Below are 21,664 nucleotides of genomic sequence, written 5' to 3' on the forward strand. Positions count from 1 at the left end.
CGTGCCCGAGGAACGCCTCACCGTCGCGCCGCACGAGTGGCGCCGGGCCGTCGGCGACGCCCGGGACCGCGGCTACACCTTCTTCGACTGGCTGAGCGCGGTCGACGAGAGCGACCGCGAGGAGCACCCCGGGCTCGACGTCGTCTGCCACCTCATCGACCCGCGCCCGACGCCCGAGCGCGACCAGCGCACCCTGCTCCTGCGTGCCCGTGTCCCTCTCGGCGAGGCGCTGGCGAGCATCACCGGGGTCTTCGCCGGCGCCGCGTGGCACGAGCGCGAGACCCACGAGATGTTCGGCCAGGAGTTCACCGGCTTCGTCGACGGCACCGGCCTGGGGCTGCGCCCGCTCCTCCTGCCCGACGGCTTCGAGGGGACGCCCCTGCGCAAGTCCTTCGTCCTCGCCGCCCGCGCGACCCGTCCCTGGCCCGGCGGCAAGGAGCCCGGCGAGGGGCACTCCACGAGGTCGCCGAGCCGCCGCCGGGTGGCGGCCCCCGGGGTGCCGGGGCCCGAGTGGGGGCCGCGAGAGCCATGAGCCTGCTCGAGATCTCCCTCCGCTCCCTGGCCGCGCTCGCGGCCCTGCTCGTCCTGCCGCTCGTCGCGGGCCAGGCCGAGCACAAGGTCATGGCGCACATGCAGGGCCGGCTCGGCCCGATGTACGCCGGGGGCTTCCACGGCTGGGCCCAGCTCGTCGCCGACGGGGTGAAGTTCGTCCAGAAGGAGGACATCACCCCCGCCGCCGCCGACCGCGGTGTCTTCCGCCTGGCCCCGGCCGTCGCCCTCGTCCCCTACCTCGTCGCCCTCGCCCTGCTGCCGATCCACCCGGGGGTCTCCGCCGCGGACGTCCCCGGCAGCGTGCTGCTCGTCCTCGCGGTGACGGGCGTCGGTGTCCTCGGCACGCTCATGGCCGGCTGGGCGAGCGCCAACAAGTACGCACTCATCGGCGGGATGCGCTCCGCCGCACAGCTGCTCGCCTACGAGCTGCCGCTCGTGCTGTCCGTCGCGTCCGTCGCCATGGCCGCCGGGACGCTCTCGCTCCCCGGGGTCGTCGACGCCTGGTCGCCGTGGTGGCTCGTGTGGCAGCTGCCCGGGGCGCTCGTCTTCCTCGTGGCCGCGACCGCGGAGCTGCAGCGTCCCCCCTTCGACGCCCCGATCGCCGACAGCGAGGTCGTCATGGGCCCCCTCACCGAGTACACGGGGCTGCGCTTCGCCTTCTTCATGCTCGCCGAGTACGCGGGCATGGTCGTCATGGGGCTGCTCTTCGGCGTGCTCTGGCTCGGCGGCTGGCAGGGCCCGCTGGCCGACCACCTCGGGTGGCTGTGGACCCTGCTCAAGGGCTCGCTCGTCGTCCTGCTCATCATCTGGATCCGCGTCTCCTGGCCACGCATGCGCGAGGACCAGCTGCAGCGGCTCGCGTGGACGGTGCTCGTCCCGCTCGCGCTCGCGCAGCTGGCGCTCACGGCCGTCGGGGTGGTGGTGACCGCGTGAGCAAGGACTTCGTGCCGGGCCTGGCCAAGGGCATGGCGGCCACCGCCAAGCAGCTCTTCGCCACGCCCCACACCGCCGAGTACCCCGACGTCGCCCCCGAGCTGCCGGCTCGCTCCCGCGGCGTCATCGCCCTCGTCGAGAGCAACTGCACCTCGTGCATGCTCTGCGCCCGCGAGTGCCCCGACTGGTGCATCCACATCGACTCGCACAAGGAAGAGGTGCCTCCGGCGAGCGAAGGGGGGCGCGCCCGCCAGCGCAACGTCCTCGACCGTTTCGCCATCGACTACTCGCTGTGCATGTACTGCGGCATCTGCGTCGAGGTCTGCCCCTTCGACGCGCTCTTCTGGAGCCCGCAGTTCGAGTACGCCGAGACCGACATCCGCGACCTGCTCCACGAGAAGGAGCGCCTGGGGCAGTGGGTCGCCGACGTCCCCGCCCCGCCCGAGCTCGACCCGGGGGCCGCCGACGCACCCGAGGTGGGCGCCGCCAGCAAGCCGACCCGCGGGGGCCGGCGTTGACCGGGCTCGACCTCGCCTTCGCCGCGACCGGCCTGGTCACCGCCGGCTCCGCCGCGCTCGCGGTGACGACCCGCCAGGTCGTGCACTCGGCCCTGTGGCTCGTCGTCGCGCTGCTCGGCCTCGCCGGCTGCTACCTCGTCCTCGGCGCCGAGCTCGTCGCGCTCGTCCAGGTCCTCGTCTACGTGGGTGCGGTCGTCGTGCTCGTCATCGTCGCGCTCATGCTCACCCGCGCGCCCATCGGGCCCCGGGCCGAGCACTCGAGCGGCCCGGCCCACCGTGCCCTCGCGGCCGTCGTCGGCGCGGGCACCGCCGGGCTCGTCGCCGCCGTGCTCCTGCCGACCGCCACGCGCACCGAGGTCCGCCCCGGCGGCAGCGCCGAGCTCGCCCGGCAGATCTTCTCGACGTGGGCGTGGCCCTTCGAGCTGCTCTCGCTGCTGCTCCTCGCGGCCCTCGTCGGGGCCTTCGCGGTCTCCGGCCTCACGCGGGAGGACCGTCGATGATCCACGCCGCCGGCCCGTACCTGCTCGCGAGCGTCCTCGTCGGTCTCGGCCTCTACGGGATCCTCGCCCGGCGCAATGCCGTCCTCGTCCTCGTCGGCGCCGAGCTCGTGCTCGCCGGCGGCGGGCTGCTCCTCGTGGCCGCCGGCGCGCTCGGCCACGACGCGACGTGGTCGGGCCAGGTGCTCACCCTCTTCGTCATCACCATCGCCGCCGCCGAGGTCGTCGTCGCCCTGGCCGTGATCGTCGCGGCCTACCGCCGCCGCGGCCACATCGACCTGTCCCAGGACGCCGGCTGATGGCCTGGGCCCTCGTCGCGCTGCCGTGCCTCACCGCCGTGCTCGCACTCCTCGCGGCCCGCAGCGGCCCGTTGGCCGTCCTCGTCTCGCTCGCCGGGTCCGCGGCGACGCTGCTGCTGTGCGTCGTCGCGCTCGCGCGCGCGGTGCCCGGGGTGGGGGGAGCCCCCTTCGTCCCGGTGTCGCCGACCGGGCCGGCCCTCGTGCTCGGCGGTTTCGACCTGCCGCTGACGCTCGGGCTGACGGCGACGAGTGCCTTCATCGCCCTCGTGGTCGTGCTCGTCGCGACGCTCGTGCAGACCTACTCGGCCTGGTACCTCGCCGACGACGACCGGCGCGCGGTCTTCCACGCGACGATCTCGCTCTTCGCCGCCGCGATGCTCCTCGTCGTCCTCTCGAGCGACGTCGTCCTCACGGTCGTCGGCTGGGAGGTCATGGGCTGGTGCTCCTACCTGCTCATCGGGCACTGGTCGCGCCGGCCGGAGCCGCGCCGGGCGGCGCACGGCGCCTTCATGGTCACCCGCATCGCCGACATCGGGCTGCTCCTCGGGACCGCCGTGCTCGTCGCCGGGGCCGGCACCACCGACCGGGCGGAGGTCATCGCCCACTGGACCTCCGCCGCGGGCGACCCGGCGACCCGCTCGACCGCTCTCGTGCTGGTCGTCATCGGCGTGCTCGGCAAGTCGGCCCAGCTGCCCTTCCACCACTGGCTGCTCGACGCGATGGAGGGCCCGACCCCGGCGTCGGCGCTCATCCACGCGGCGACGATGGTCGCCGCGGGCACCGTCGTGCTGAGCCAGCTGCTGCCGCTGCTGCTGCGCGCCGACGCGGCCCGGGCGCTGCTGGCCGTCTCGGTGGCGCTGACGATGCTGCTCGCGGCGCTCTGCGCGCTCGTCGAGCCGGACCTCAAACGGCTGCTCGCCTGGTCGACCGTCAGCCAGGTCGGCGTCATGCTCGCCCCCCTCGCGGCGGCCGGGGCCGGCCCGTCCGCGGGCGCCGCACTCGGCCACCTCTACGGGCACGCGATCTTCAAGTCGCTGCTCTTCCTCGCCGTCGGGTGGCTCGCCACCACGCGCGGGTCGACGGCCGCGAGCGCCCTCGTCGGCAGCGGCCGGGCCCACCCCGTGGCCCTCGGCGCGTGGGCCGCGGGGCTCGTCTCCCTCGCCGGCGTCCCGCTCGTCCTCGGCGGCCTCACCAAGGAGCACGTCGTCGCCGCCGTCGGCGAGGACGTCGGCTCGCGTGGGGCCCTCGCCGGCCTCGTGCTCGTCTCCCTCCTCGCGACCGCCGCCGTCACCGCGGCGTACGCGACCCGGGCGCTGCTCGTCGTCGCGCTCGGGGACGAAGGGAGGGCCCGCTCGCGTGCGGTCATGCCCGCGGCCGTGCTCGCGATCCTGCTCGTCCTGGCCGTCGCGAGCATCGTCGGCGGCCTGGCGCTCGGGCCGCGACTGCCCGACGCCGGGCACGTCCCGGCCGGGCTCTTCGTCATCGTGCTCCTCCTCGTCGTCGTCGGCATCGCCATCGGGTGGCTGCTCCACCGGACCGGTCAGCAGGAGCGTCTCGTCGCCGGCCCCGGACGCCTCGTCGGCGCCGGGCTGGGCGTCGACGCCGTGCAGCGCCTCGCCGTCGTGCGCCCGGTCGCCGCGCTCGCGCGCCTCGTCGCCTTCCTCGACCGCGAGGTCCTCGACACGTACGTGCGGGGCATCGCATGGGGCGCGCTCGGTCTGGCCGACGCCGGGACGACCGCCCACCGCCGGGCGCGGCCGTCCTCCGGCCTCGCGCTGCTCGGTGGCGGACTGCTCGCCCTCGCGGCCGTGACCGGCCTCGTCCTGTGGGGGGTCGCGTGATCGGTCTGGCCTGCGTCCTCCCGCTGCTCGTCGGCACCGTGCTCCTTGGGGCCGGCACCGAGCTGTCGGCCCGCACCGCGGGCCGCGCCGGTCTGCTCGGCGCGCTCCTCACGCTCGCCCTCGTCGCCGTCGCCTGGGGGAGCGGCGCCGTGGTCGACATCCCGTGGCTCCCCGCGCTCGGTCTGCGGATCCACCTCGGGCTCGACGGCATCAGCGGGCCGCTCGCCGTGCTGGCCGCCGCCGTGACCGCCGCGGCGTGCGGCACCACCTTCGGTGAGCGGCCGCGCGGCGGGAGCGCGGCGACCTTCGTCGGGTGCCTGCTGCTCACGCTCGCCGGTGCGGTGGCGACCTTCGCCGCGCGCGACGCGCTGCTCTTCGTCGTCACCTTCGAGCTCGTGCTCGTGCCGATGTGGGTGCTCATCACCCGCTTCGGTGACGACCGCGACCCGGGGGCCCGGCGCGAGGCGGGCGCCCGCTTCGTCCTCTACACCGGGTTCGGCTCGACGCTCATGCTCCTCGGGGTGCTGCTGCTCGTGAGCCGCTCCGGCACCGCCGACCTCGCGGCCCTCGGCGCCGCCCGCGGTGAGGGTCTCGGCCTCGGCGTGCAGGTGACGGTCGCCGTCCTGCTCACCCTCGGGCTGGCCGTCAAGGTGCCGGTGTGGCCGCTCCACTCGTGGCTGCCGCTCGCGCACACGACCGCGCCGACCGCCGGGTCGATGCTGCTCGCCGCCGTCCTGCTGAAGATGGGCACCTACGGCCTCGTCCGGCTGCCGCTGGCGACCGTGCCCGACGGCTTCGCCCGCCTCGCCCCGGTGCTCGCCGTGTGCGGCGTCGTCGGCATCATCTGGGGTGGGCTCGTCTGCCTCGTCGAGCGCGAGCTCAAGCGGCTCATCGCCTGGTCCTCGATCGCCCACATGGGCTTCGTCGCGCTCGCCCTCGCCTCGGGCAGCGACACGGGCGTCACCGCGGCCCTCTACGCCAACATCGCGCACGGGGTGATCTCGGCGCTGCTCTTCCTCGTCGTCGGCGGGCTCAAGCACCACTGGGGCGACGACGACCTCACGATCCCGCGCGCCGCCCTGCGCGACACCTCACCGCTCACCGGGTTCCTCCTCCTCGTCGGGCTCGCCGCGGGGCTGGGGCTGCCCGGGCTCGCCGGCTTCTGGGGCGAGTTCAGCGCGGTCGTGGCGGCGCTCTCGCCCGCCGGGGGGCGCCCCGCTGCGCTCTTCGTCGTCTGCGCCGTCGTCGCGGCCGTCGGCGCCGCGCTCGCCGCCGCCTACTCGCTGCGGGTCGCCCGCCTCGTCTGGCTGGGTGAGGGGAGCGAAGGGAGCGCCCCACCCGGGCGTGAGGTCCTCACCCGGTCCGAGCTCGTCCCGGGTGCGCTCCTCGCGCTCGCCGTCCTCGCCCTCGGCGTCGTCCCCGGGCTGCTGCTCGCCGTCACCGAACCCGCCCTCGTGGGCGTGGTGAGCCGATGAGCGCCCCGCAGCTCGACGTCGTCGTCGCGGCCCCGGTGCTCGCGCCCGCGATCGCCTCCGTCGTGGTGCTGGTGCTCGACGCCGTCGCGCCCCGGCGGCGGCGACCGGCGGTCGCCGTCGGGGTCCTCGCGCTGCTCACCACCCTCGTGGTCGCCATCGGCCTGCGCCTGCGGGCCTCTGCCGGCGGGGAGGTCACGACGCTCTGCCTGCCGGGCGACCCCGCTCTCGCCGTGCGCGATGCGCCCGGCCAGACCGCCAGCGAGTGCCTGCTGCGGGTCAGCCAGTCCGGTGCCCTGCTGCAGGCGGTGGCCGCGGCCGCCGGCCTCGCCGTGCTGCTGCTCCTCTCGCGCCGGCTGGGGAGCGCGCCGGAGCAGCTCGACAGCGAGGCGCCGGCCCGCCCCGACCCCGGCGTCGAGGTCGCGATGCTGCTCGCCACGGTCACCGGGGCCAACGTCGTCGCGGTCGCCCACGACCTCGGGACCTGGCTCGTCGGGCTCGAGCTCGCGACGTTGCCCATCGTCGCGCTCGCCGTGCTGCGCGGCGGGACCCGCGACAGCGGCGCGCTCAACCTCGTCATGACGTCGATCGCCTCCTTCGCGATCGCCGTCGTCGGCGCCGGCCTGTGGGTCACCGCGACGGGCAGCCTGCGCCTCGGCGGGGTGGCCTCGTGGGCCGCCGGCCAGGAGCCCGGTGACCGGGCGGTGCTGGTCCTGGGCATCCTCCTGCTCGTCGTCGCCGTCGGCTTCAAGCTCTCGCTCGTGCCCTTCCACGCGTGGGCCCCGGTGACCTACCCCCGGGCCGGTGTCGAGGTCACGACCCTGCTCGCGTCGGTCTCGACCGTCGCCGCGGTCGGCGGGCTCGTCGCCGTGGTCCGCGGAGCCGCGAGCGTCCACGCCGTGATCCAGCCGGCGTTGTCCGTCGTCGCGGTCGTCTCCATGCTCGGGGGCGCCGTCCTCGCGCTGCGGGCGGACGACCCCCTTCGCCTCATCGCCTGGTCCGGCGTGACGCAGGGAGGGTGGATCCTCGCCCCGCTCGTCGCCGGGGACACCGATGCCGCCGTAGGGTACCTCGCGGTCTACGCCGTCGCGGTCGTCGCGGCCCTGGCCGTCGTCGCCGCCCTCACGCCCGGAGCGCCCCGCCGGCTCGAGGACGACCGGGGGCTGCTGCGGCGGCGCCCCGTCCACGCCGCCGTGCTCACGCTCGCGCTGCTCACCCTCGCCGGGCTGCCGCCGGGGGTCGCGGGACTCCTCGCGAAGTTCATGGCGCTGCGCCCGCTCGCCGACGAGGGGCTGTGGTGGGTGGCCCTGCCCGCCGTCGTCGCCGCCGTCCTCGGGCTGGCGGTCTACCTGCGGTGGGTGGCGCTGCTCCTGCTCCCCGCCGAGGACCACGGGGCTCCCGAGGAGGTCGACCGCACGGCCACCCTCGTCGCCGTCTCGGCCGGTCTGGTGCTCCTCGGCGCCACGTGCGTGCCGGTCCTCCTCCTGGGCGCGGGAACGTCCTGAGCCGTACCGGGCGTTGAGGACGACATGCACAACCACTTCAACGGGCTGAAGACCGCGGCGCTCTTCGGCGCGATCTTCTCGTTGCTCCTGCTCGTCGGCTACGCCATCGGTGGCGCACGCTACATCTGGCTCTTCGCCCTCTTCGGCGTCGCCACGACCGCCTACACCTACTGGAACTCCGACAAGCTCGCGATCCGGGCCATGCGCGCCGTGCCCGCGGACCCGCAGCAGTACCCGCAGATGTACCGCATCGTGCAGGAGCTCAGCCAGCGCGCCGGCCAGCCGATGCCGCGGCTGTTCGTCAGCCCGACCGCCGCCCCCAACGCCTTCGCGACGGGGCGCAACCCCGAGCACGCCGCGGTGTGCTGCACCGAGGGGATCCTGCAGCTCCTCGACGAGCGAGAGCTGCGCGGCGTCCTCGGCCACGAGCTGATGCACGTCTACAACCGCGACATCCTCACCGGGTCGGTCGCGGGTGCCATCGCCGGTGTCGTCTCGTCCGTGGCCTCGATCGCGCTGTGGTTCGGCGGCAGCCGCGACCGCAACCCGCTCGCCGGCATCGCCGTGGCCCTGCTCGCGCCCGTCGCGGCGATGGTCATCCAGATGGCGATCTCACGCACCCGCGAGTACGACGCCGACGAGGACGGTGCCCGGCTGACCGGTGACCCGCTCGCCCTGGCCTCGGCCCTGCGCAAGCTCGAGACGGGCGTGCAGCGGGCACCGCTCGAGCCGACGCCGCAGCTGCAGAACGCCAGCCACATGATGATCGCCAACCCCTTCAGCACGCGCGACCTGTCGAAGATGTTCTCCACCCACCCCCCGATGGGCGAGCGCATCGCCCGCCTCGAGGGGATGGCAGGTGGTCACCACCTGCGGTGACGGGCTCCCTTCGTCCACGATGCGGCACGAGCGGTGACAGGATGCCGAGGTGCCCTCCCTCACCCGTGATGAAGCCCTTGCCCGCGCCGACCTGCTGGCCGTGAACCGGACCGAGGTCGAGATCGACCTCGACCTGGGAGCGGAGACCTTCGGGTCGCTCACCCGGATCCACCTCACGGCGGCCGCCGGCGGGGAGACCTTCGTCGACGTCAAGCCGCGTGAGCTCCTCCGGGCGAGCCTCGACGGCGTCCCGCTCGACGTCGACGCCTGGGCCGAGGGTCGGCTGCCGCTCACGCTGACGCCCGGGGAGCACGTCGTCGAGGTCGAGGCGACGATGGCCTACAGCCACGACGGCGAGGGGCTGCACCGCGCGACCGACCCGGCCGACGGCGAGGACTACGTCTTCAGCCACCTCTTCCTCGACGCGGCGCCGGCGGTGTTCGCCTGCTTCGACCAGCCCGACATCAAGTCGACCTACGCGTTCTGCGTCAAGGCGCCGGCGGAGTGGCGGGTCATCGGCAACGGCTCGGGGGCCGTCGGCGACGGGGGCGTCTGGCACCTCGCCGAGACCCAGCCCCTGTCGACCTACTTCGTCGCGCTGTGCGCCGGCCCGTACGTGTCGGTGACCGACGAGCACGACGGGATCGCGCTCGGCCTGTACGCGCGTCGCTCCATGCAGGAGCAGCTGCGGGAGGCCGCGCCGGAGATGCTGGAGATCACCCGGCGCAGCTTCGACTACTTCCACTCGATCTTCGGCATCCGCTACCCCTTCGACGACTACGACCAGGTCTTCGTCCCGGAGTTCAACGCCGGCGCGATGGAGAACCCGGGGTGCGTCGTGCTGCGCGACAGCTACCTCTTCCGCGGCGCGGTCGGCCGCGACGAGCTGCTCACCCGGGCCAACACGATCAGCCACGAGATGGCACACATGTGGTTCGGCGACCTCGTGAGCCCGCAGTGGTGGGACGACCTGTGGCTCAACGAGTCCTTCGCCGAGTACATGGCCCACCGCTGCCTCGTCGAGGCCACCGAGTACACCGAGGCCTGGGTGGACTCGACGATGTCGCGCAAGTCCTGGGGCTACGGCGCCGAGCGGGCTCCCTCGACCCACCCGGTCGCCGGGTCGCCCGCCCCGGACGCGAAGTCCGCGCTCGCCAACTTCGACGGGATCTCCTACGCCAAGGGCGCCGCGGTCATCCGCCAGCTCATCGAGTTCATCGGGGACGAGGCCTTCCTCGCCGGCATCCGGCAGTACCTGGGTGACCACTCCTTCGGCAACGGCACGCTCGCCGACTTCCTCGGCGCCATGGAGGCGGCGAGCGGCCGGTCCCTGCACGACTGGAGCCGGGGCTGGCTCGAGACGGCCGGCGTGGACACCATCGCCGTCGACCGGGCCGGCGCGGTGACGCGCACCGCCCCGCGGGCCCACCCCGCCGACCGCCCGCACGCCTTCGACATCGCGACCTACTCAGGTGGCCAGGAGACCTCCCGGGTCGCCCTCACCCTCGACGCCGACCGCGCACCCGTCGCCGGCCTCGACCTGGCCGCCGCCCTCGTGCTGCCGAACGCCGGGGACCTCACCTGGGCCACCCCGCTGCTCGACGAGGACTCCCTTCGCGCCCTGCCCGCGGAGCTGCCGCGCCTGTCCGACGCGCAGGCCCGGGCGGTCGTCTGGGTCGGGCTGCGCGACGGCGTGGCCCTCGCGCAGGTCGACCCGCGCCTCATGGTCGACCTCGGCGAGGCCGCGCTCGTCGGCGAGACCAACGACTCGATCTTCTCGCGCGCGGGGATGCACCTGACCAACCGCGTCATCCGGGTGCTCCTGCCCGACGACGAGCAGGACGCCGCGCGCGCCCGCATGGCCGCGGTGGGGGAGCGGGTGCTCGCCGAGGCCGAGCCGGGCTCCTCCCGCGCACTGCACGCCGCCCGGCTGGTCGCCCGCACGACCGACGACGTCGAGGGGCGCCTGCTCCCGTGGGCGCAGGGCCGCGACCTGCCGGCCGGGCTCGAGGGCGACGCCGACTTCCGCTGGATCCTCCTGGGTCAGCTGAGCCGGCGCGGTCTCGTCGGCGAGGCCGAGATCGACGCGGCGCGCGCCGCCGACAACACGATGTCCGGGCAGCTGGGGGCGCTCACCGCCCGCTCGGCGATCCCGACCGCCGAGGGCAAGGCCGCCGCCTGGGCCGACCTCACGACCAACCGCGCGCGCAGCAACCACGAGCTCGTGGCCATCGCGGCCGGGTTCTGGGGCCCGCAGGACCGCTCGCTCGTCGAGCCGTACGTCGCGCGGTACTTCAGCGACATCCCCCCGATGACCGAGTGGCTCGGCGAGGACGCACTCGCCCGGGTGACGTCGATGACCTACCCGTCACGCTTCGTCAGCGAGCGCACGCTCGAGCTCTCCCGGGTGGCGCTCACCGGCGACCTCCAGCAGGGTGTCCGCCGGGCGATCGTCGACGCGCAGTCCGAGCTCGAGGAGGCGCTCGCCTCCCGCCGCGCCTTCCCCCCTTCGCGCGCCTGACCCGGACCCGCATCGCCCTAGGGCAATGCAGACCTGAACCCGCATTGCCCTAGGGCAATGCGGGTTCAGGCGGTGACGACGATCCGGCCCGTGCTCGACCCGCCCGCGAGGCGGGCGAGCGCGGCCGGCGTCTCCTCGAAGGGGAAGGTCTCCGCGACGAGCGGGGTGATCTTCCCGGCGTCGGCGAGGCGGACGAGCTCGTCGTGGCAGGCGGGGACCGACTGCGGGTCCCGCTCCTTGTACAGGCCCCAGTGCAGGCCGAGGATCGAGTAGTTCTTCACCATCGCGTGGTTGAGGCGCGGCTCGGGGATGCGCCCGCTCGCGAACCCGACGACGACGATCCGCCCCTCGAAGGCGATGCACTTCGTGCTCGCCGCGTACGACGGCCCGCCGACCGGGTCGTAGACGACGTCGGCCCCGTGGCCGTCGGTGACCGCCTTGACGGTCTCGACGACGTCCTGCTCGCGACGGTCGATGACGACGTCGCAGCCCATCTCCCGCGCGATGGCGACCTTGTCCGCCCCGCCGACGACGCCGATGACGTGGGCCCCCGCGGCCCTCCCGAGCTGCACCGCAGCCGACCCGACCCCACCGGAGGCGGCGTGGACGAGCAGGTGCTCGCCCGCGCGCAGCCCGGCCCGGCGGTGCAGGCCGAACCACCCGGTCTGGTAGCTGACCATCAGCGACGCGCTCGCCGCGTCGTCGAGCCCTGCGGGAGCGGCGAAGGTGCTCGCGGCCTCCATGAGGCACTCCGTCGCGAAGCCGCCGTGCGGCACCGCGGTCCCGCCGAGCACCCGGTCCCCGACGGCCACGTGGGTCACGCACTCGCCGACCTCGAGGACGTCTCCGCACACCTCGAGCCCGGGGACGAAGGGGGGTTCCGGCCGGACCTGGTACTCGCCACGGCACATGAGGGTGTCGGCGAAGTTCACCGCGCTCGCGCGCACCCGGACGCGGACCTGACCCGGCCCGGGGCGCGGCACCTCGGTGTCGACGAGGGTGAGGACCTCGGTGGGCTCGCCGAGCTGCTGGACCTGCCATGCGCGGATGCTCATGGCGGGAGGCTACCGATCTCACGCGGGCGCACCTCGTCGCGTTCATCGGACATGATCGAGATCATGACCACACGGCACGCCGTCCTCACGACGCCCCTCGGTGAGCTGACGGCCGTCGTCGACGACGTGCCTGACGGGAGCGCGCTCGTCGGCCTGTACTTCCCGGGGCACTGGACGCTGCCCGACCCCGCCGGCTTCGGGCCGCGGGTCCCGTCCGGCAGCGACGAGATCTTCGAGCGACTGCAGGGTGAGCTCGACGAGTACCTCGCGGGGGAGCGGCGTGACTTCGACATCCCGCTGCAGCTGCGCGGTGGCGAGCACCACCGCCGGGTCTGGGACCTGCTCCTGCGCATCCCCTACGGCGAGACGATCACCTACGGCGATCTCGCCCGGGAGACCGGCGGGGCCGCGCAGGCCGTGGGGCGCGCGGTCGGGGCCAACCCGATCTCGATCCTCGTGCCCTGCCACCGGGTCGTCGGGTCCGACGGCTCGATCACCGGCTATGCCGGCGGGCTCGATCGCAAGCGGGCGCTCCTGGCGCTCGAGGAGCCGGCAGCCGAGGAGCGCGATGCCCTCTTCTGAGGCGCTGCCCCCCTTCGAGCAGGTCGTGCGGGAGCACGGGCCGCGGGTCCTCGCGATCTGCCGGGCACGGGTCGATGCCGCCGACGTCGACGACGCGTGGAGCGAGACCTTCCTCGCGGCGCTGCGGGCGTGGCCCGACCTGCCGGGCGACCTCGACGTGCGCGCGTGGCTCGCCACCGTCGCGGCCCGCAAGTGCATCGACGTCCACCGGGCGCGGCAGCGGCGGCGCGCCGAGCCGGTCGCGGACGTCCCGGACGTCGGGTTCGAGGAGACCACCGATGACGAAGGGGTGTGGCGTCACGTCGCCGAGCTGCCCACCAAGCAGCGCCACGTCATCACCTACCGCTACCTCGGCGGGCTGCCCTACGCGCGGATCGTCGAGCTCGTCGGCGGGAGCGAGCCGGCGGCCCGCCGGGCTGCCGCGGACGGACTGAGGACATTGCGGGACAAGGAGATCCGATGAGCACCGCGCACCTGGAGGGACTGCACGCGCGACTCGTCGCGCGCGCCGACGACGAAGGACTGCTCGACATCGCCTACCGGGTGGTCGACTCACCCGTGGGCCGACTGCTGCTCGCGGCGACGGAGCAGGGGGTGGTGCGGGTCGGCTTCGAGAGGGAGGGGCACGACAGGGTCCTCGCCGAGCTCGCCGAGCGGGTCAGCCCGCGGGTGCTGCGCTCGCCCGCCCGCCTGGACGACGCAGCGCGCTGGCTCGAGGCGTACTTCGCCGGGCACGGGCCCGGGCCCGAGGTGCCGCTCGACCTGCGGCTGCTCGCCGGCTACCGGCGCGAGGTGGTCACGGCCCTGCCCCGCATCCCCTTCGGCCGCACCGCGACGTACGCGCAGATGGCCGCGATGACCGGGCGCCCCCGCGCGGTCCGGGCCGTCGGCAGCGCCTGCGCGCACAACCCGGTCCCGCTGCTCCTGCCCTGCCACCGCGTCGTGCGCAGCGACGGGGGCGCGGGGGGCTATCGCGGTGGGCCAGAGGCGAAGGAGCTGCTGCTGCGGCTGGAAGGCTCCGCGGCGGGGCGTACCGTCGCCCCATGAGCTCCACCGGCGCAGGGCCGACCCGTGCGGAACGACTCGGAAGGGTGCCGTACACGCGTCGGCACACCCGGCTCCTCCTCGGGTCGGGCACGGGGTGGGCCCTCGACGCGATGGACGTCGGTCTCATCTCCTTCGTCATCGTCGTCCTGACCCAGCAGTGGGGCCTCACGACGACCGAGCGGTCGTGGATCGTCACGACCGGCTTCGTCGGGATGGCGCTCGGCGCCACCCTCGGCGGACGCCTGGCCGACCGCTTCGGCCGCCGCACGGTCTTCGCCGCCACCCTGGTCGTCTACGGCCTGGCGACCGGCGCCTCGGCGCTCGTCGGAGGCATCGCGGTCTTCCTCGTCCTGCGCTTCCTCGTCGGCCTCGGTCTCGGTGCCGAGCTGCCCGTCGCCTCGACGCTCGTCAGCGAGCTGTCGCCGACGCGCATCCGCGGCCGGCTCGTCGTCGTGCTCGAGTCCTTCTGGGCGGTCGGCTGGATCCTCGCGGCCGTCATCGGCTTCTACGTCGTCCCGCGCGGCGAGGACGGCTGGCGGTGGGCGCTGGTCCTCGGGCTCGTGCCGGCGGTCTACGCCGTCGTGGTGCGCCTCGGCCTGCCCGAGTCGGCGGTCTGGCTGGAGAGCCGCGGCCGGCACGAGGAGGCGGAGGAGGTGGTCCGTGGGTTCGAGCGGTCCGCGGGTCTGCGGCCGGACGCCACGACGAGCGCGAAGGGGGCGACCGGCCCGGCCGGCCCCGACGTCGGGCCCCGGGAGGCCGGGGGTGCGGGCCTGTGGTCGACCGCGCTGCGTCGGCGCACGGCAGGCATCTGGCTCGTGTGGTTCGGGGTGAACTTCGCCTACTACGGGGCCTTCCTGTGGATCCCCTCCCTGCTCGTGGCCCGCGGTCACGACGTGACGACCTCCTTCGGGTACACCCTGGTCATCACGCTCGCCCAGCTGCCGGGCTATGCCCTCGCAGCGGTCCTCGTCGAGGTGTGGGGACGGCGCTCGACGCTCGCTCTCTTCCTGATCGGCTCGGCGCTCGCGGCGTGGTTCTTCGGGCAGTCGGGCTCGGTGGCCTCGATCATCGTCGCGGGCAGCGCGCTCTCCTTCTGCAACCTCGGCGCCTGGGGCGCGCTCTACGCGATCACCCCGGAGATCTACCCCACGGCGGTGCGTGGCTCCGGGGCCGGGGCGGCTGCCGGCTTCGGTCGGCTCGCCTCGATCGCCGCCCCGCTCACCGTGCCCGTCCTCCTCGAGCGCGGCGGGGCGGACGGCGACGTCATCGTCTTCTCGCTCTTCGCCGCCGCCTTCGTGGTGGCCGCGGCAGCAGCCTTCCTGTTGCCGGAGACCAGGGGGCGCGAGCTGCTCGACTGACCGGCCACCTCGAGGGGTGGGTCAACCCACGGCGTCGACGAGCTCCAGCACGCGCCGGGTGAGGATGCGCGCCTCGTCGGGCTGGTACTCCGCGGGCAGCGAGGGGTCGTTGAAGAGGTGGCCGTCGCCCTGGTACTCGACGTAGGTGAACGCGCCGCCGGCGTGCTCGACGTCGTCCTGGAGGTGCTCGTCGACCATCGGGTCGAACTGGCGGTCCTCCTCGTGGAAGGGGTCGCCGGCGCTCACATGCACCTGGCCCGGGACGCCGGGTGGCCACGTCGCCTCGAGGTCGCGCATCGGGATGCCCCCGCCGACCATGACGACGCCGCGCGCGTCGTCGGGACGCTGCGCGGCGACCCACTGGGCCAGGCCGGCTCCGTTGGAGAAGCCGACGGCGACGAAGGGTCCCTCGGTCTGCCGGGAGGCCTGCAACGCCGCGGCCATCTGCGCCGGGAAGCCCATCTCGCGGGAGCGGGCGGCCGCGGGCTCGTAGTCGTCGAAGACCTGCCCGTCGAGCAGGTCGACGACCTGGACGGTGTGGCCGGCGCCGGTCAGCGCATCGGCGAGATCGGTGACGCCCTGACGCACACCGAGGACGGACGGGAAGAGGATGACCTGTGCCATGGACCCAACCTAGGGCCGGCCACCGACAGCGGTCAGCGCGAGAACACCGGGGGCCGCTTCTCGACGAAGGCGCGTGCCGCCTCGACGTGGTCGGCGGCGAGGCCGCACTCCTTGTGGCGGGGCACCTCGGCGGCCATCGACTCCGACAGCGTCTGGTGCGCAGCCTCGAGGAGGTTGCGCTTGATGTGCGCCAGGGTGAGGGCCGGGCCGTCCGCGAGCCGGGTGGCGAGCTCGCGCGTGCGCTCCTCGAGCTCGTCCTCGGTGACGAGCTGCGTGAGCAGACCCAGGTCGAGGCAGGCCTGCCCGTCGAGCCGCGGGCTGAGCAGCATGAGCTCGCGCGCCCGCGCGGGGCCGACGATCCGCTCGAGCAACCACGCCACGCCGAAGTCCCCGGACAGGGCGATCGTCGCAAAGGCGGTCGCGACGAGGGTGCGCGGCGTCCCGATGCGCAGGTCGGTCGCGAGCGCGAGCCCGAGCCCAGCGCCCGCGGCGGCCCCGGGGAGCGCGGCGATCGTCGGCTTGGTGAAGGCGTGGAGGCGACCGACGGTCATCTCCTGGTGACGCAGCTGCTCCGCGACGGCAGCCGGGTCGACCTCGGTGGCGCCACCCCCTTCGCCCCCGTCCGCGTCGAACTGCTGGACGTCACCCCCGGCGCAGAAGGCGCGACCAGCTCCGGTGATGACGAGCGCGCGGACCGCCGGGTCCGCCTCGGTCTCGTCGAGCAGCTCCTCGAGCCGCTCGATCATCGGGCGCGAGAGCGCGTTGCGTCGCTCCGGTCGGTTGAGCGTGATCGTCGCGATGCCGTCGGTGAGGTCGTGCAGGACGTGGTCGGTGTCGGTCATGGGATCTCCTGGGTTCGGGGTCGGGGTGGGTCCGGGGTGGGGGACGAAGGGAGGGGGCGGGCGAAGGCGAGGGCGGCCACCGTGGGCAGGGTGGCGAGCACGAGCAGGGCGCGCGGGAAGCCGATGGCGTCGCCGAGACCGCCGACCGTGGCGGCCCCGAGGCTGCCGCCGAGGAGGAAGACCAGGGTGAGCAGCCCGAGGGCGCCACCCCGGGTGCGCACCGGCACCGAGTCGGCGACGAGGGCCGTCATGGCGGGCTGGCCGAGGCCGAAGGAGATCATCAGCAGCAGGGTCGCGGCGACGAGCACCGCGGGGCGGACCCCGGCTGCCCCCACCGCGGCGAGGACCACCGCGAGCGCCGTCCCCGTCGTGGCGAGCAGCTGCCCGCGGGAGGCGCCGAGACGGATGAGGGCCGGACCGGTGATGCGCGGGGCGACCACCCCGAGGGCGGCGCACGGCACGAGCAGCAGGCCGACCCGGGTCCCCGACCACCCGTGGGCGGTGAGGACGGTGGGGACCGCGACGAGCAGCCCGAACCACGCGGAGGGCAGGCTCGCGGCGGTGAGCAGGCTGAGGCGGGCGGCGCGGTCGCGCACGAGGGCGGCCGGGACGACGCCGTGCGGCCGGGCTCGTGAGCGCAGCACGGCTGCGGGGGCGGCGGCGAGCAGGAGGACCAGGCCCACGAGCGCGGTGCCACCGCCGAGGGTGGCCGCCTGCAGGGACAGGACGGCGCCGATGGCGGCCGCGGCCACGAGCAGGGCGCCGACCGGGTCGAGCGTCGCGCCGGGGTGCCGCCGGGTCGGCAGGTCCCGCCACACGAGGGGTACGACCGCCAGGGTCAGCACGGGGATGGCGACGACCGGACGCCAGCCGAAGGGGTCGACGAGCAGGGCGCCGGCGACCGGGCCGAGGGCGTTGATCGTCGCCCCGATGCCCGAGTAGGTGGCCATCGCCCGCGCCCGGCTGTCACCCGCGAAGAGGGCCTGCACTGCGGCGAGGGTCAGGGCGGGGACGGCGGCGGCGCCCAGCCCCTGGAGGGTGCGTGTGGCGATGAGGGCGGGAAGGGAGTCGACGAGGGCGCCCGCGCAGGCGGCCGTGACCATGACGGACATCCCGACGAACAGCGGCAGGCGGATGCCGAACATGTCACCGAGCCGGCCGAAGACGGCGCTGCCGACCGCGAGGGCGAGCGAGTAGCAGCTGACGACGAGCGCGGCGCGGCCGGTCGTCAGCCCCAGGTCCACGGTGAGGGCGGGGAGGGCCACGGCGACCGCGGCGCTGCCGAGGCCGGTCACCCCGAAGAGCACCGCGATGGCGCTCGCGAGGGCGGCGCGGTGGGGCTGCGGTGGCAGGGCAGCGGCGGAGATGGCGGCTCCTCGGACGGCGTCGTCATTGACTTGAATCTGAATCTAAGTTCAACTATACCTGTCACGACACCGCAGAAGCCATTGGAGTGCTGACATGACGACGACGTCACCCGGCCCGACCGCCGCCGAGGCGCGCGCCACGGCGCTGCTCATCGACTTCGGTGGTGTGCTCACCGCCCCGATCGGCCCGGCCTTCGGCGCGCTCGCCGCCGACGCCGGCCTGGTCCCCGACGCCGCGCTGCGCCTGCTGGCCACCCACGAGGGGGCGCGCACCGCCCTCGCCGAGCACGAGGTCGGACGGCTCGACGACGAGGGCTTCGAGGACGCCTTCGCCGCCGCGATGCTCGAGGCGGGTGGCCGCATCGAGCCCCGCGGTCTGCTCGCCCGCCTCGCCGCGCACCTCCACCTCGACGAGCCGATGATCGACGTCGTCCGGCAGGCGCGCGCCGCGGGTGTCCCGGTCGCGCTCGTCTCCAACTCCCTGGGGCGCGACTGCTACGCCCGCGTCGACCTCGACGAGCTCTTCGACGTCTCGGTGGTCTCCGGCCAGGTCGGGGTGCGCAAGCCCTCGCGCGAGATCTACCGGATCGCCTGCGAGCGCCTGGGCGTCGAGCCGGCGGACTGCGTGCTCGTCGACGACCTCGAGCACAACCTCGTCGGGGCCGCCCGCCTCGGCATCCGCGGCATCCTCCACCGCAGCGCCGACGAGTCCCTGCCCCGCATCCGCGAGGCACTCCGCCTCCCGGCCCCGACCGGCACCCGCTGACCGGTCCCCGAACCCCGACCCCCACCACCCCGAAGGACGGCCACGATGTTCGAACTCAGTGAACGCGGACAGGACTACCGCGAACGACTCCTCACCTTCATGGACGAGCACGTCTACCCGGCGGAGAGCGTCTACCACGAGCAGATGCGCGCCTCCGGCGACGCCAACCACCACCCGCAGGTCCTCGAGGACCTCAAGGCGGAGGCACGCAGCCAGGGCCTGTGGAACCTCTTCCACCCCCACCCGGAGTGGGGCCCGGGTCTGACCAACCTCGAGTACGCGCACCTCGCCGAGATCACCGGGCGCAGCATCGAGATCGCCCCCGAGGCGATCAACTGCAACGCCCCGGACACCGGCAACATGGAGGTGCTCACGCTCTTCGGCACCGACGAGCACAAGGAGAAGTACCTCAAGCCGCTGCTCGCGGGCGAGATGGCCTCCGCGTTCGCCATGACCGAGCCGGCCGTCGCCAGCTCGGACGCGACCAACGTCGAGACGCGCATGGAGCGCGACGGTGACGAGTACGTCATCAACGGCCGCAAGTGGTGGACCTCCAACGCCCTGCACAAGAACTGCAAGGTCATGATCGTCATGGGCAAGACCGACCCGGACGCCCCGACGCACCGCCAGCAGTCGATGATGGTCGTGCCGATCGACGCCCCCGGTGTGACCATCGAGCGCGGGCTGCCGGTCTTCGGCTACATGGACCGCGAGGGCCACGCCGAGGTGACCTTCACCGACGTGCGGGTCCCGCGCGAGGCGCTGCTCGCCGGCGAGGGCGACGGCTTCATGATCAGCCAGGCCCGACTGGGTCCCGGCCGGATCCACCACTGCATGCGCGCGATCGGCGTCGCCGAGCGGGCCCTGGACCTGATGATCGACCGGGCGCAGTCGCGGGTCGCCTTCGGCGAGCCGATCGCCAACCGGGCCAACATCATGGACTGGGTGGCCGAGTCCCGCATCGAGATCGAGATGGCGCGACTGCTCACCCTCAAGGCCGCGCACATGATGGACACGGTGGGCAACAAGGTCGCCCGCACGGAGATCGCCGCCATCAAGGTCGCCGCCCCGGCGGTCGCGCTCAAGGTCATCGACCGCGCCATCCAGGTGCACGGCGGCGGCGGCGTGAGCGACGACTTCCCGCTGGCCATGTGGTACGCGCACATGCGCACCCTGCGGCTGGCCGACGGCCCCGACGAGGTGCACAAGATGACGATCGCCCGTCGCGAGTACCGCCGCCGCAGCCCGCAGTGGGGGAAGTCCCAGTGATCGAGGGAATCGACACGGCCGCGATGGCGGCCTGGATCACCGAGCGGGTGGACGTCGAGCCGCCGCTGGTCCACGAGCGCGTGGGCCTGGGTCAGTCCAACCTCACCTACCTCGTCACGGACGCGAAGGGGGAGCGCCTGGTCCTGCGGCGCCCCCCGATGGGCGAGCTGCTGGCCTCGGCCCACGACGTCGGCCGGGAGCACCGGATCCTCTCCGCGCTCCAGGGGACCGACGTCCCCCTTCCCGTCGTGCACGGGCTGTGCGAGGACCCGGCGGTCGCCGACCGGCCGGTCCTCGTCGTCTCCTTCGTCGACGGGCTCGTCCTCGACGAACGCAGCGACGCGGAGGGCCTGTCACCGGCGGCCCGGCACGCGGTCGGCCTCTCTCTCGTCGAGACCCTGGCCCGCATCCACGCGGTCGACCTGGACCGGGTGGGGCTCGCCGACCTCGCGAGCCACAAGCCCTACGCGGCCCGCCAGCTCAAGCGGTGGGCGGGGCAGTGGGAGCTGTCCCGGACCCGGGACCTGCCCGAGCTGGACCGGCTCACCAGCCGGCTCCACGAGCGCGAGCCCGCCCCGGCGGAGGTCGTGCTCGTCCACGGCGACAGCCACCTGCGCAATGTCATCGTCGACCCCCGCGACGCGCACGTCCGGGCGATCCTCGACTGGGAGCTCGCCACCCTCGGCGACCCGCTCGCCGACCTCGGGACCGTGCTGGCCTACTGGCCCCAGGCGGGCGACCCCCCGACGATGCGCTTCGACGCCTCGACGGTGCCCGGCTTCGCCACCCGGGAGGAGCTCGTGGCGCACTACGCGCAGGTCTCCGGGCGGGATGTCTCGGCCGTGCCCTTCTGGCACGGGCTCGGGCTGTGGAAGGTCGCGATCATCCTCGAGGGCGTCCGGCGCCGGCAGCTGGACGACCCGCGCAACCTCACCGCCATGGGCGAGATCCCCGCAGAGGCCGTCGACCAGCTCGTGTCCGCTGCGCACGTGGTGCTGGACGAAGCGGTTTAGCATGGCGGCCATGCCCAGCGACAGCGAGACCACGAGCGAGGTGCCCGACCTCGTCGACGCCGCCAAGCTCGGCACCCGGCCGCAGACCGCGCGCGGCCAGCGCACCCGGGACGCGCTCATCGCCGCCGCCCGCACCGTCTTCGAGCGCGACGGCTTCGTCGACTCCCGCCTGGTCGACATCGCCGCCGAGGCGAAGTGCTCGATCGGCAGCTTCTACACGTGGTTCGACAGCAAGGACGAGGTCTTCGCGGCGGTCCTGCACCAGGCGCAGAGCGAGATGCTGCACCCCGGGACCCACCGGATGGAGGCGACCGACGACCCGGTCGCGATCATCGCCGCGAGCAACCGCGCCTACTTCGAGGCATACCGGCGCAACGCGCGGCTCAACCAGCTGCTCCTCCAGGTCGCCGCGGTCGACCCGCGGTTCCGGCGGCTGCGCCAGGCCAGGGCCCAGGCCTTCGTGGTCCGCAACGGCAAGGCCATCGCCGACCTGCAGTCCCGCGGGCTCGCGGACCGCGGGATCGACGCGATGACCGCGGCCATGGCGCTCTCGGGCATGGTCTCGCGCTTGGCCCAGGACGCCTTCGTCAACGACTTCCTCCTCGTCCCCGTCGAAGAGCTCGTCGAGGGCGCCACGCGTCTGTGGACCAACGCGCTCGGGCTCACCACGCCCGAGCTGCGCGCGGACTGAGGTCTCCTCGCCGGCGCACGAAGGGAGAGGCCA

22 protein-coding genes are annotated in these 21,664 nt (G+C 74.2%); 18 read left to right on the forward strand and 4 right to left on the reverse strand.

Annotation, left to right across the window (positions count from 1 at the left end; translation table 11 throughout):
- The first annotated feature begins 1 nt into the window (after position 1).
- Genes V3C34_RS05390 through pepN form a run of 10 tightly spaced genes read left to right on the forward strand, consistent with a single transcriptional unit; the run spans position 2 to position 11,017 of the window.
- The gene (locus V3C34_RS05390; RefSeq protein ID WP_346008268.1) at positions 2 to 532 is read left to right on the forward strand and encodes an NADH-quinone oxidoreductase subunit C; all 531 of its coding nucleotides are present in this window, start codon (positions 2 to 4) and stop codon (positions 530 to 532) included.
- Positions 529 to 1,485: an NADH-quinone oxidoreductase subunit NuoH gene (nuoH, locus tag V3C34_RS05395; protein ID WP_068425588.1), complete on the forward strand. Its 957-nt coding sequence runs from the start codon at positions 529 to 531 to the stop codon at positions 1,483 to 1,485. The genes V3C34_RS05390 and nuoH overlap by 4 nt, the downstream gene beginning before the upstream one ends.
- Positions 1,482 to 2,003: a 4Fe-4S binding protein gene (locus tag V3C34_RS05400; RefSeq protein ID WP_345913018.1), complete on the forward strand. Its 522-nt coding sequence runs from the start codon at positions 1,482 to 1,484 to the stop codon at positions 2,001 to 2,003. The genes nuoH and V3C34_RS05400 overlap by 4 nt, the downstream gene beginning before the upstream one ends.
- Complete coding sequence (locus V3C34_RS05405) at positions 2,000 to 2,503, forward strand: NADH-quinone oxidoreductase subunit J family protein (RefSeq protein WP_346008269.1); 504 nt, start codon at positions 2,000 to 2,002, stop codon at positions 2,501 to 2,503. Before V3C34_RS05400 ends, V3C34_RS05405 begins: the two co-directional genes overlap by 4 nt.
- Complete coding sequence (gene nuoK / locus V3C34_RS05410; protein ID WP_068425584.1) at positions 2,500 to 2,799, forward strand: NADH-quinone oxidoreductase subunit NuoK; 300 nt, start codon at positions 2,500 to 2,502, stop codon at positions 2,797 to 2,799. The genes V3C34_RS05405 and nuoK overlap by 4 nt, the downstream gene beginning before the upstream one ends.
- A complete protein-coding gene (locus V3C34_RS05415) occupies positions 2,799 to 4,640 on the forward strand; it encodes an NADH-quinone oxidoreductase subunit L (protein WP_345913019.1) in 1,842 nt (613 codons plus the stop codon). The genes nuoK and V3C34_RS05415 overlap by 1 nt, the downstream gene beginning before the upstream one ends.
- The gene (locus V3C34_RS05420; protein WP_338538689.1) at positions 4,637 to 6,115 is read left to right on the forward strand and encodes an NADH-quinone oxidoreductase subunit M; all 1,479 of its coding nucleotides are present in this window, start codon (positions 4,637 to 4,639) and stop codon (positions 6,113 to 6,115) included. Before V3C34_RS05415 ends, V3C34_RS05420 begins: the two co-directional genes overlap by 4 nt.
- Positions 6,112 to 7,617, forward strand: a complete 1,506-nt coding sequence (locus V3C34_RS05425) for a proton-conducting transporter membrane subunit (protein ID WP_068425578.1) — start codon at positions 6,112 to 6,114, stop codon at positions 7,615 to 7,617. The genes V3C34_RS05420 and V3C34_RS05425 overlap by 4 nt, the downstream gene beginning before the upstream one ends.
- 24 nt (positions 7,618 to 7,641) lie before the next feature.
- Positions 7,642 to 8,496 carry a zinc metalloprotease HtpX gene (htpX, locus tag V3C34_RS05430; protein WP_068425575.1) on the forward strand — a complete coding sequence of 285 codons (855 nt, stop codon included), beginning with the start codon at positions 7,642 to 7,644 and terminating at the stop codon, positions 8,494 to 8,496.
- Positions 8,497 to 8,545: 49 nt separating this feature from the next.
- Positions 8,546 to 11,017 carry an aminopeptidase N gene (gene pepN, locus V3C34_RS05435; protein WP_068425572.1) on the forward strand — a complete coding sequence of 824 codons (2,472 nt, stop codon included), beginning with the start codon at positions 8,546 to 8,548 and terminating at the stop codon, positions 11,015 to 11,017.
- A gap of 65 nt (positions 11,018 to 11,082) precedes the next feature.
- On the opposite strand, the gene V3C34_RS05440 is transcribed toward pepN, so the two are convergent.
- A complete protein-coding gene (locus tag V3C34_RS05440) occupies positions 11,083 to 12,072 on the reverse strand; it encodes an NADPH:quinone oxidoreductase family protein (protein WP_346008270.1) in 990 nt (329 codons plus the stop codon).
- 63 nt (positions 12,073 to 12,135) lie between these two features.
- Between V3C34_RS05440 and V3C34_RS05445 the strand changes: the two genes are divergently transcribed.
- Genes V3C34_RS05445 through V3C34_RS05460 form a run of 4 tightly spaced genes read left to right on the forward strand, consistent with a single transcriptional unit; the run spans position 12,136 to position 15,059 of the window.
- A complete protein-coding gene (locus V3C34_RS05445) occupies positions 12,136 to 12,654 on the forward strand; it encodes a methylated-DNA--[protein]-cysteine S-methyltransferase (protein ID WP_346008271.1) in 519 nt (172 codons plus the stop codon).
- Positions 12,641 to 13,117 (forward strand): RNA polymerase sigma factor, encoded by a 477-nt coding sequence (locus tag V3C34_RS05450; RefSeq protein WP_068425566.1) that lies wholly within the window; start codon positions 12,641 to 12,643, stop codon positions 13,115 to 13,117. The genes V3C34_RS05445 and V3C34_RS05450 overlap by 14 nt, the downstream gene beginning before the upstream one ends.
- Positions 13,114 to 13,701, forward strand: coding sequence for a methylated-DNA--[protein]-cysteine S-methyltransferase (locus tag V3C34_RS05455; RefSeq protein ID WP_346008272.1), 588 nt, complete (start codon positions 13,114 to 13,116; stop codon positions 13,699 to 13,701). The genes V3C34_RS05450 and V3C34_RS05455 overlap by 4 nt, the downstream gene beginning before the upstream one ends.
- Positions 13,698 to 15,059 (forward strand): MFS transporter, encoded by a 1,362-nt coding sequence (locus tag V3C34_RS05460; protein WP_346008273.1) that lies wholly within the window; start codon positions 13,698 to 13,700, stop codon positions 15,057 to 15,059. The genes V3C34_RS05455 and V3C34_RS05460 overlap by 4 nt, the downstream gene beginning before the upstream one ends.
- A gap of 21 nt (positions 15,060 to 15,080) precedes the next feature.
- Here the strand turns inward: V3C34_RS05460 and V3C34_RS05465 are convergent, their stop codons facing one another.
- From V3C34_RS05465 to V3C34_RS05475, 3 genes are read right to left on the reverse strand one after another with little or no spacing between them, the layout of a single operon-like run.
- The gene (locus V3C34_RS05465) at positions 15,081 to 15,683 is read right to left on the reverse strand and encodes a dienelactone hydrolase family protein (RefSeq protein WP_346008274.1); all 603 of its coding nucleotides are present in this window, start codon (positions 15,681 to 15,683) and stop codon (positions 15,081 to 15,083) included.
- 32 nt (positions 15,684 to 15,715) lie between these two features.
- The gene (locus V3C34_RS05470; protein ID WP_068425555.1) at positions 15,716 to 16,525 is read right to left on the reverse strand and encodes an enoyl-CoA hydratase-related protein; all 810 of its coding nucleotides are present in this window, start codon (positions 16,523 to 16,525) and stop codon (positions 15,716 to 15,718) included.
- Complete coding sequence (locus V3C34_RS05475) at positions 16,522 to 17,832, reverse strand: MFS transporter (protein WP_211596834.1); 1,311 nt, start codon at positions 17,830 to 17,832, stop codon at positions 16,522 to 16,524. Before V3C34_RS05475 ends, V3C34_RS05470 begins: the two co-directional genes overlap by 4 nt.
- A gap of 154 nt (positions 17,833 to 17,986) precedes the next feature.
- Here V3C34_RS05475 and V3C34_RS05480 point away from each other — a divergent pair, with 154 nt between their 5' ends.
- Genes V3C34_RS05480 through V3C34_RS05495 form a run of 4 tightly spaced genes read left to right on the forward strand, consistent with a single transcriptional unit; the run spans position 17,987 to position 21,631 of the window.
- A complete protein-coding gene (locus tag V3C34_RS05480) occupies positions 17,987 to 18,658 on the forward strand; it encodes an HAD-IA family hydrolase (protein WP_346008275.1) in 672 nt (223 codons plus the stop codon).
- Positions 18,659 to 18,703: 45 nt separating this feature from the next.
- Positions 18,704 to 19,927, forward strand: a complete 1,224-nt coding sequence (locus V3C34_RS05485; protein WP_346008276.1) for an acyl-CoA dehydrogenase family protein — start codon at positions 18,704 to 18,706, stop codon at positions 19,925 to 19,927.
- On the forward strand, positions 19,924 to 20,940 hold the full coding sequence (locus tag V3C34_RS05490) for a phosphotransferase family protein (protein ID WP_346008277.1): 1,017 nt from the start codon (positions 19,924 to 19,926) through the stop codon (positions 20,938 to 20,940). The genes V3C34_RS05485 and V3C34_RS05490 overlap by 4 nt, the downstream gene beginning before the upstream one ends.
- 10 nt (positions 20,941 to 20,950) lie before the next feature.
- A complete protein-coding gene (locus V3C34_RS05495; RefSeq protein WP_346008278.1) occupies positions 20,951 to 21,631 on the forward strand; it encodes a TetR/AcrR family transcriptional regulator in 681 nt (226 codons plus the stop codon).
- Positions 21,632 to 21,664 lie beyond the last annotated feature (33 nt).

It is taken from the genome of Janibacter terrae (genome assembly GCF_039636765.1).
In the GTDB taxonomy this organism is placed as follows: domain Bacteria; phylum Actinomycetota; class Actinomycetes; order Actinomycetales; family Dermatophilaceae; genus Janibacter; species Janibacter terrae.

What these genes read in the sequence shown, in the direction of transcription:
- nuoH (WP_068425588.1), top strand. Translation starts at nt 529, where the DNA reads ATGAGCCTGCTCGAGATCTCCCTCCGCTCCCTGGCCGCGCTCGCGGCC.
- nuoK (WP_068425584.1), top strand. Translation starts at nt 2,500, where the DNA reads ATGATCCACGCCGCCGGCCCGTACCTGCTCGCGAGCGTCCTCGTCGGT.
- V3C34_RS05415 (WP_345913019.1), top strand. Translation starts at nt 2,799, where the DNA reads ATGGCCTGGGCCCTCGTCGCGCTGCCGTGCCTCACCGCCGTGCTCGCA.
- V3C34_RS05425 (WP_068425578.1), top strand. Translation starts at nt 6,112, where the DNA reads ATGAGCGCCCCGCAGCTCGACGTCGTCGTCGCGGCCCCGGTGCTCGCG.
- htpX (WP_068425575.1), top strand. Translation starts at nt 7,642, where the DNA reads ATGCACAACCACTTCAACGGGCTGAAGACCGCGGCGCTCTTCGGCGCG.
- V3C34_RS05440 (WP_346008270.1), bottom strand. Translation starts at nt 12,072, where the DNA reads ATGAGCATCCGCGCATGGCAGGTCCAGCAGCTCGGCGAGCCCACCGAG.
- V3C34_RS05445 (WP_346008271.1), top strand. Translation starts at nt 12,136, where the DNA reads ATGACCACACGGCACGCCGTCCTCACGACGCCCCTCGGTGAGCTGACG.
- V3C34_RS05450 (WP_068425566.1), top strand. Translation starts at nt 12,641, where the DNA reads ATGCCCTCTTCTGAGGCGCTGCCCCCCTTCGAGCAGGTCGTGCGGGAG.
- V3C34_RS05455 (WP_346008272.1), top strand. Translation starts at nt 13,114, where the DNA reads ATGAGCACCGCGCACCTGGAGGGACTGCACGCGCGACTCGTCGCGCGC.
- V3C34_RS05460 (WP_346008273.1), top strand. Translation starts at nt 13,698, where the DNA reads ATGAGCTCCACCGGCGCAGGGCCGACCCGTGCGGAACGACTCGGAAGG.
- V3C34_RS05465 (WP_346008274.1), bottom strand. Translation starts at nt 15,683, where the DNA reads ATGGCACAGGTCATCCTCTTCCCGTCCGTCCTCGGTGTGCGTCAGGGC.
- V3C34_RS05470 (WP_068425555.1), bottom strand. Translation starts at nt 16,525, where the DNA reads ATGACCGACACCGACCACGTCCTGCACGACCTCACCGACGGCATCGCG.
- V3C34_RS05480 (WP_346008275.1), top strand. Translation starts at nt 17,987, where the DNA reads ATGACGACGACGTCACCCGGCCCGACCGCCGCCGAGGCGCGCGCCACG.
- V3C34_RS05485 (WP_346008276.1), top strand. Translation starts at nt 18,704, where the DNA reads ATGTTCGAACTCAGTGAACGCGGACAGGACTACCGCGAACGACTCCTC.
- V3C34_RS05495 (WP_346008278.1), top strand. Translation starts at nt 20,951, where the DNA reads ATGCCCAGCGACAGCGAGACCACGAGCGAGGTGCCCGACCTCGTCGAC.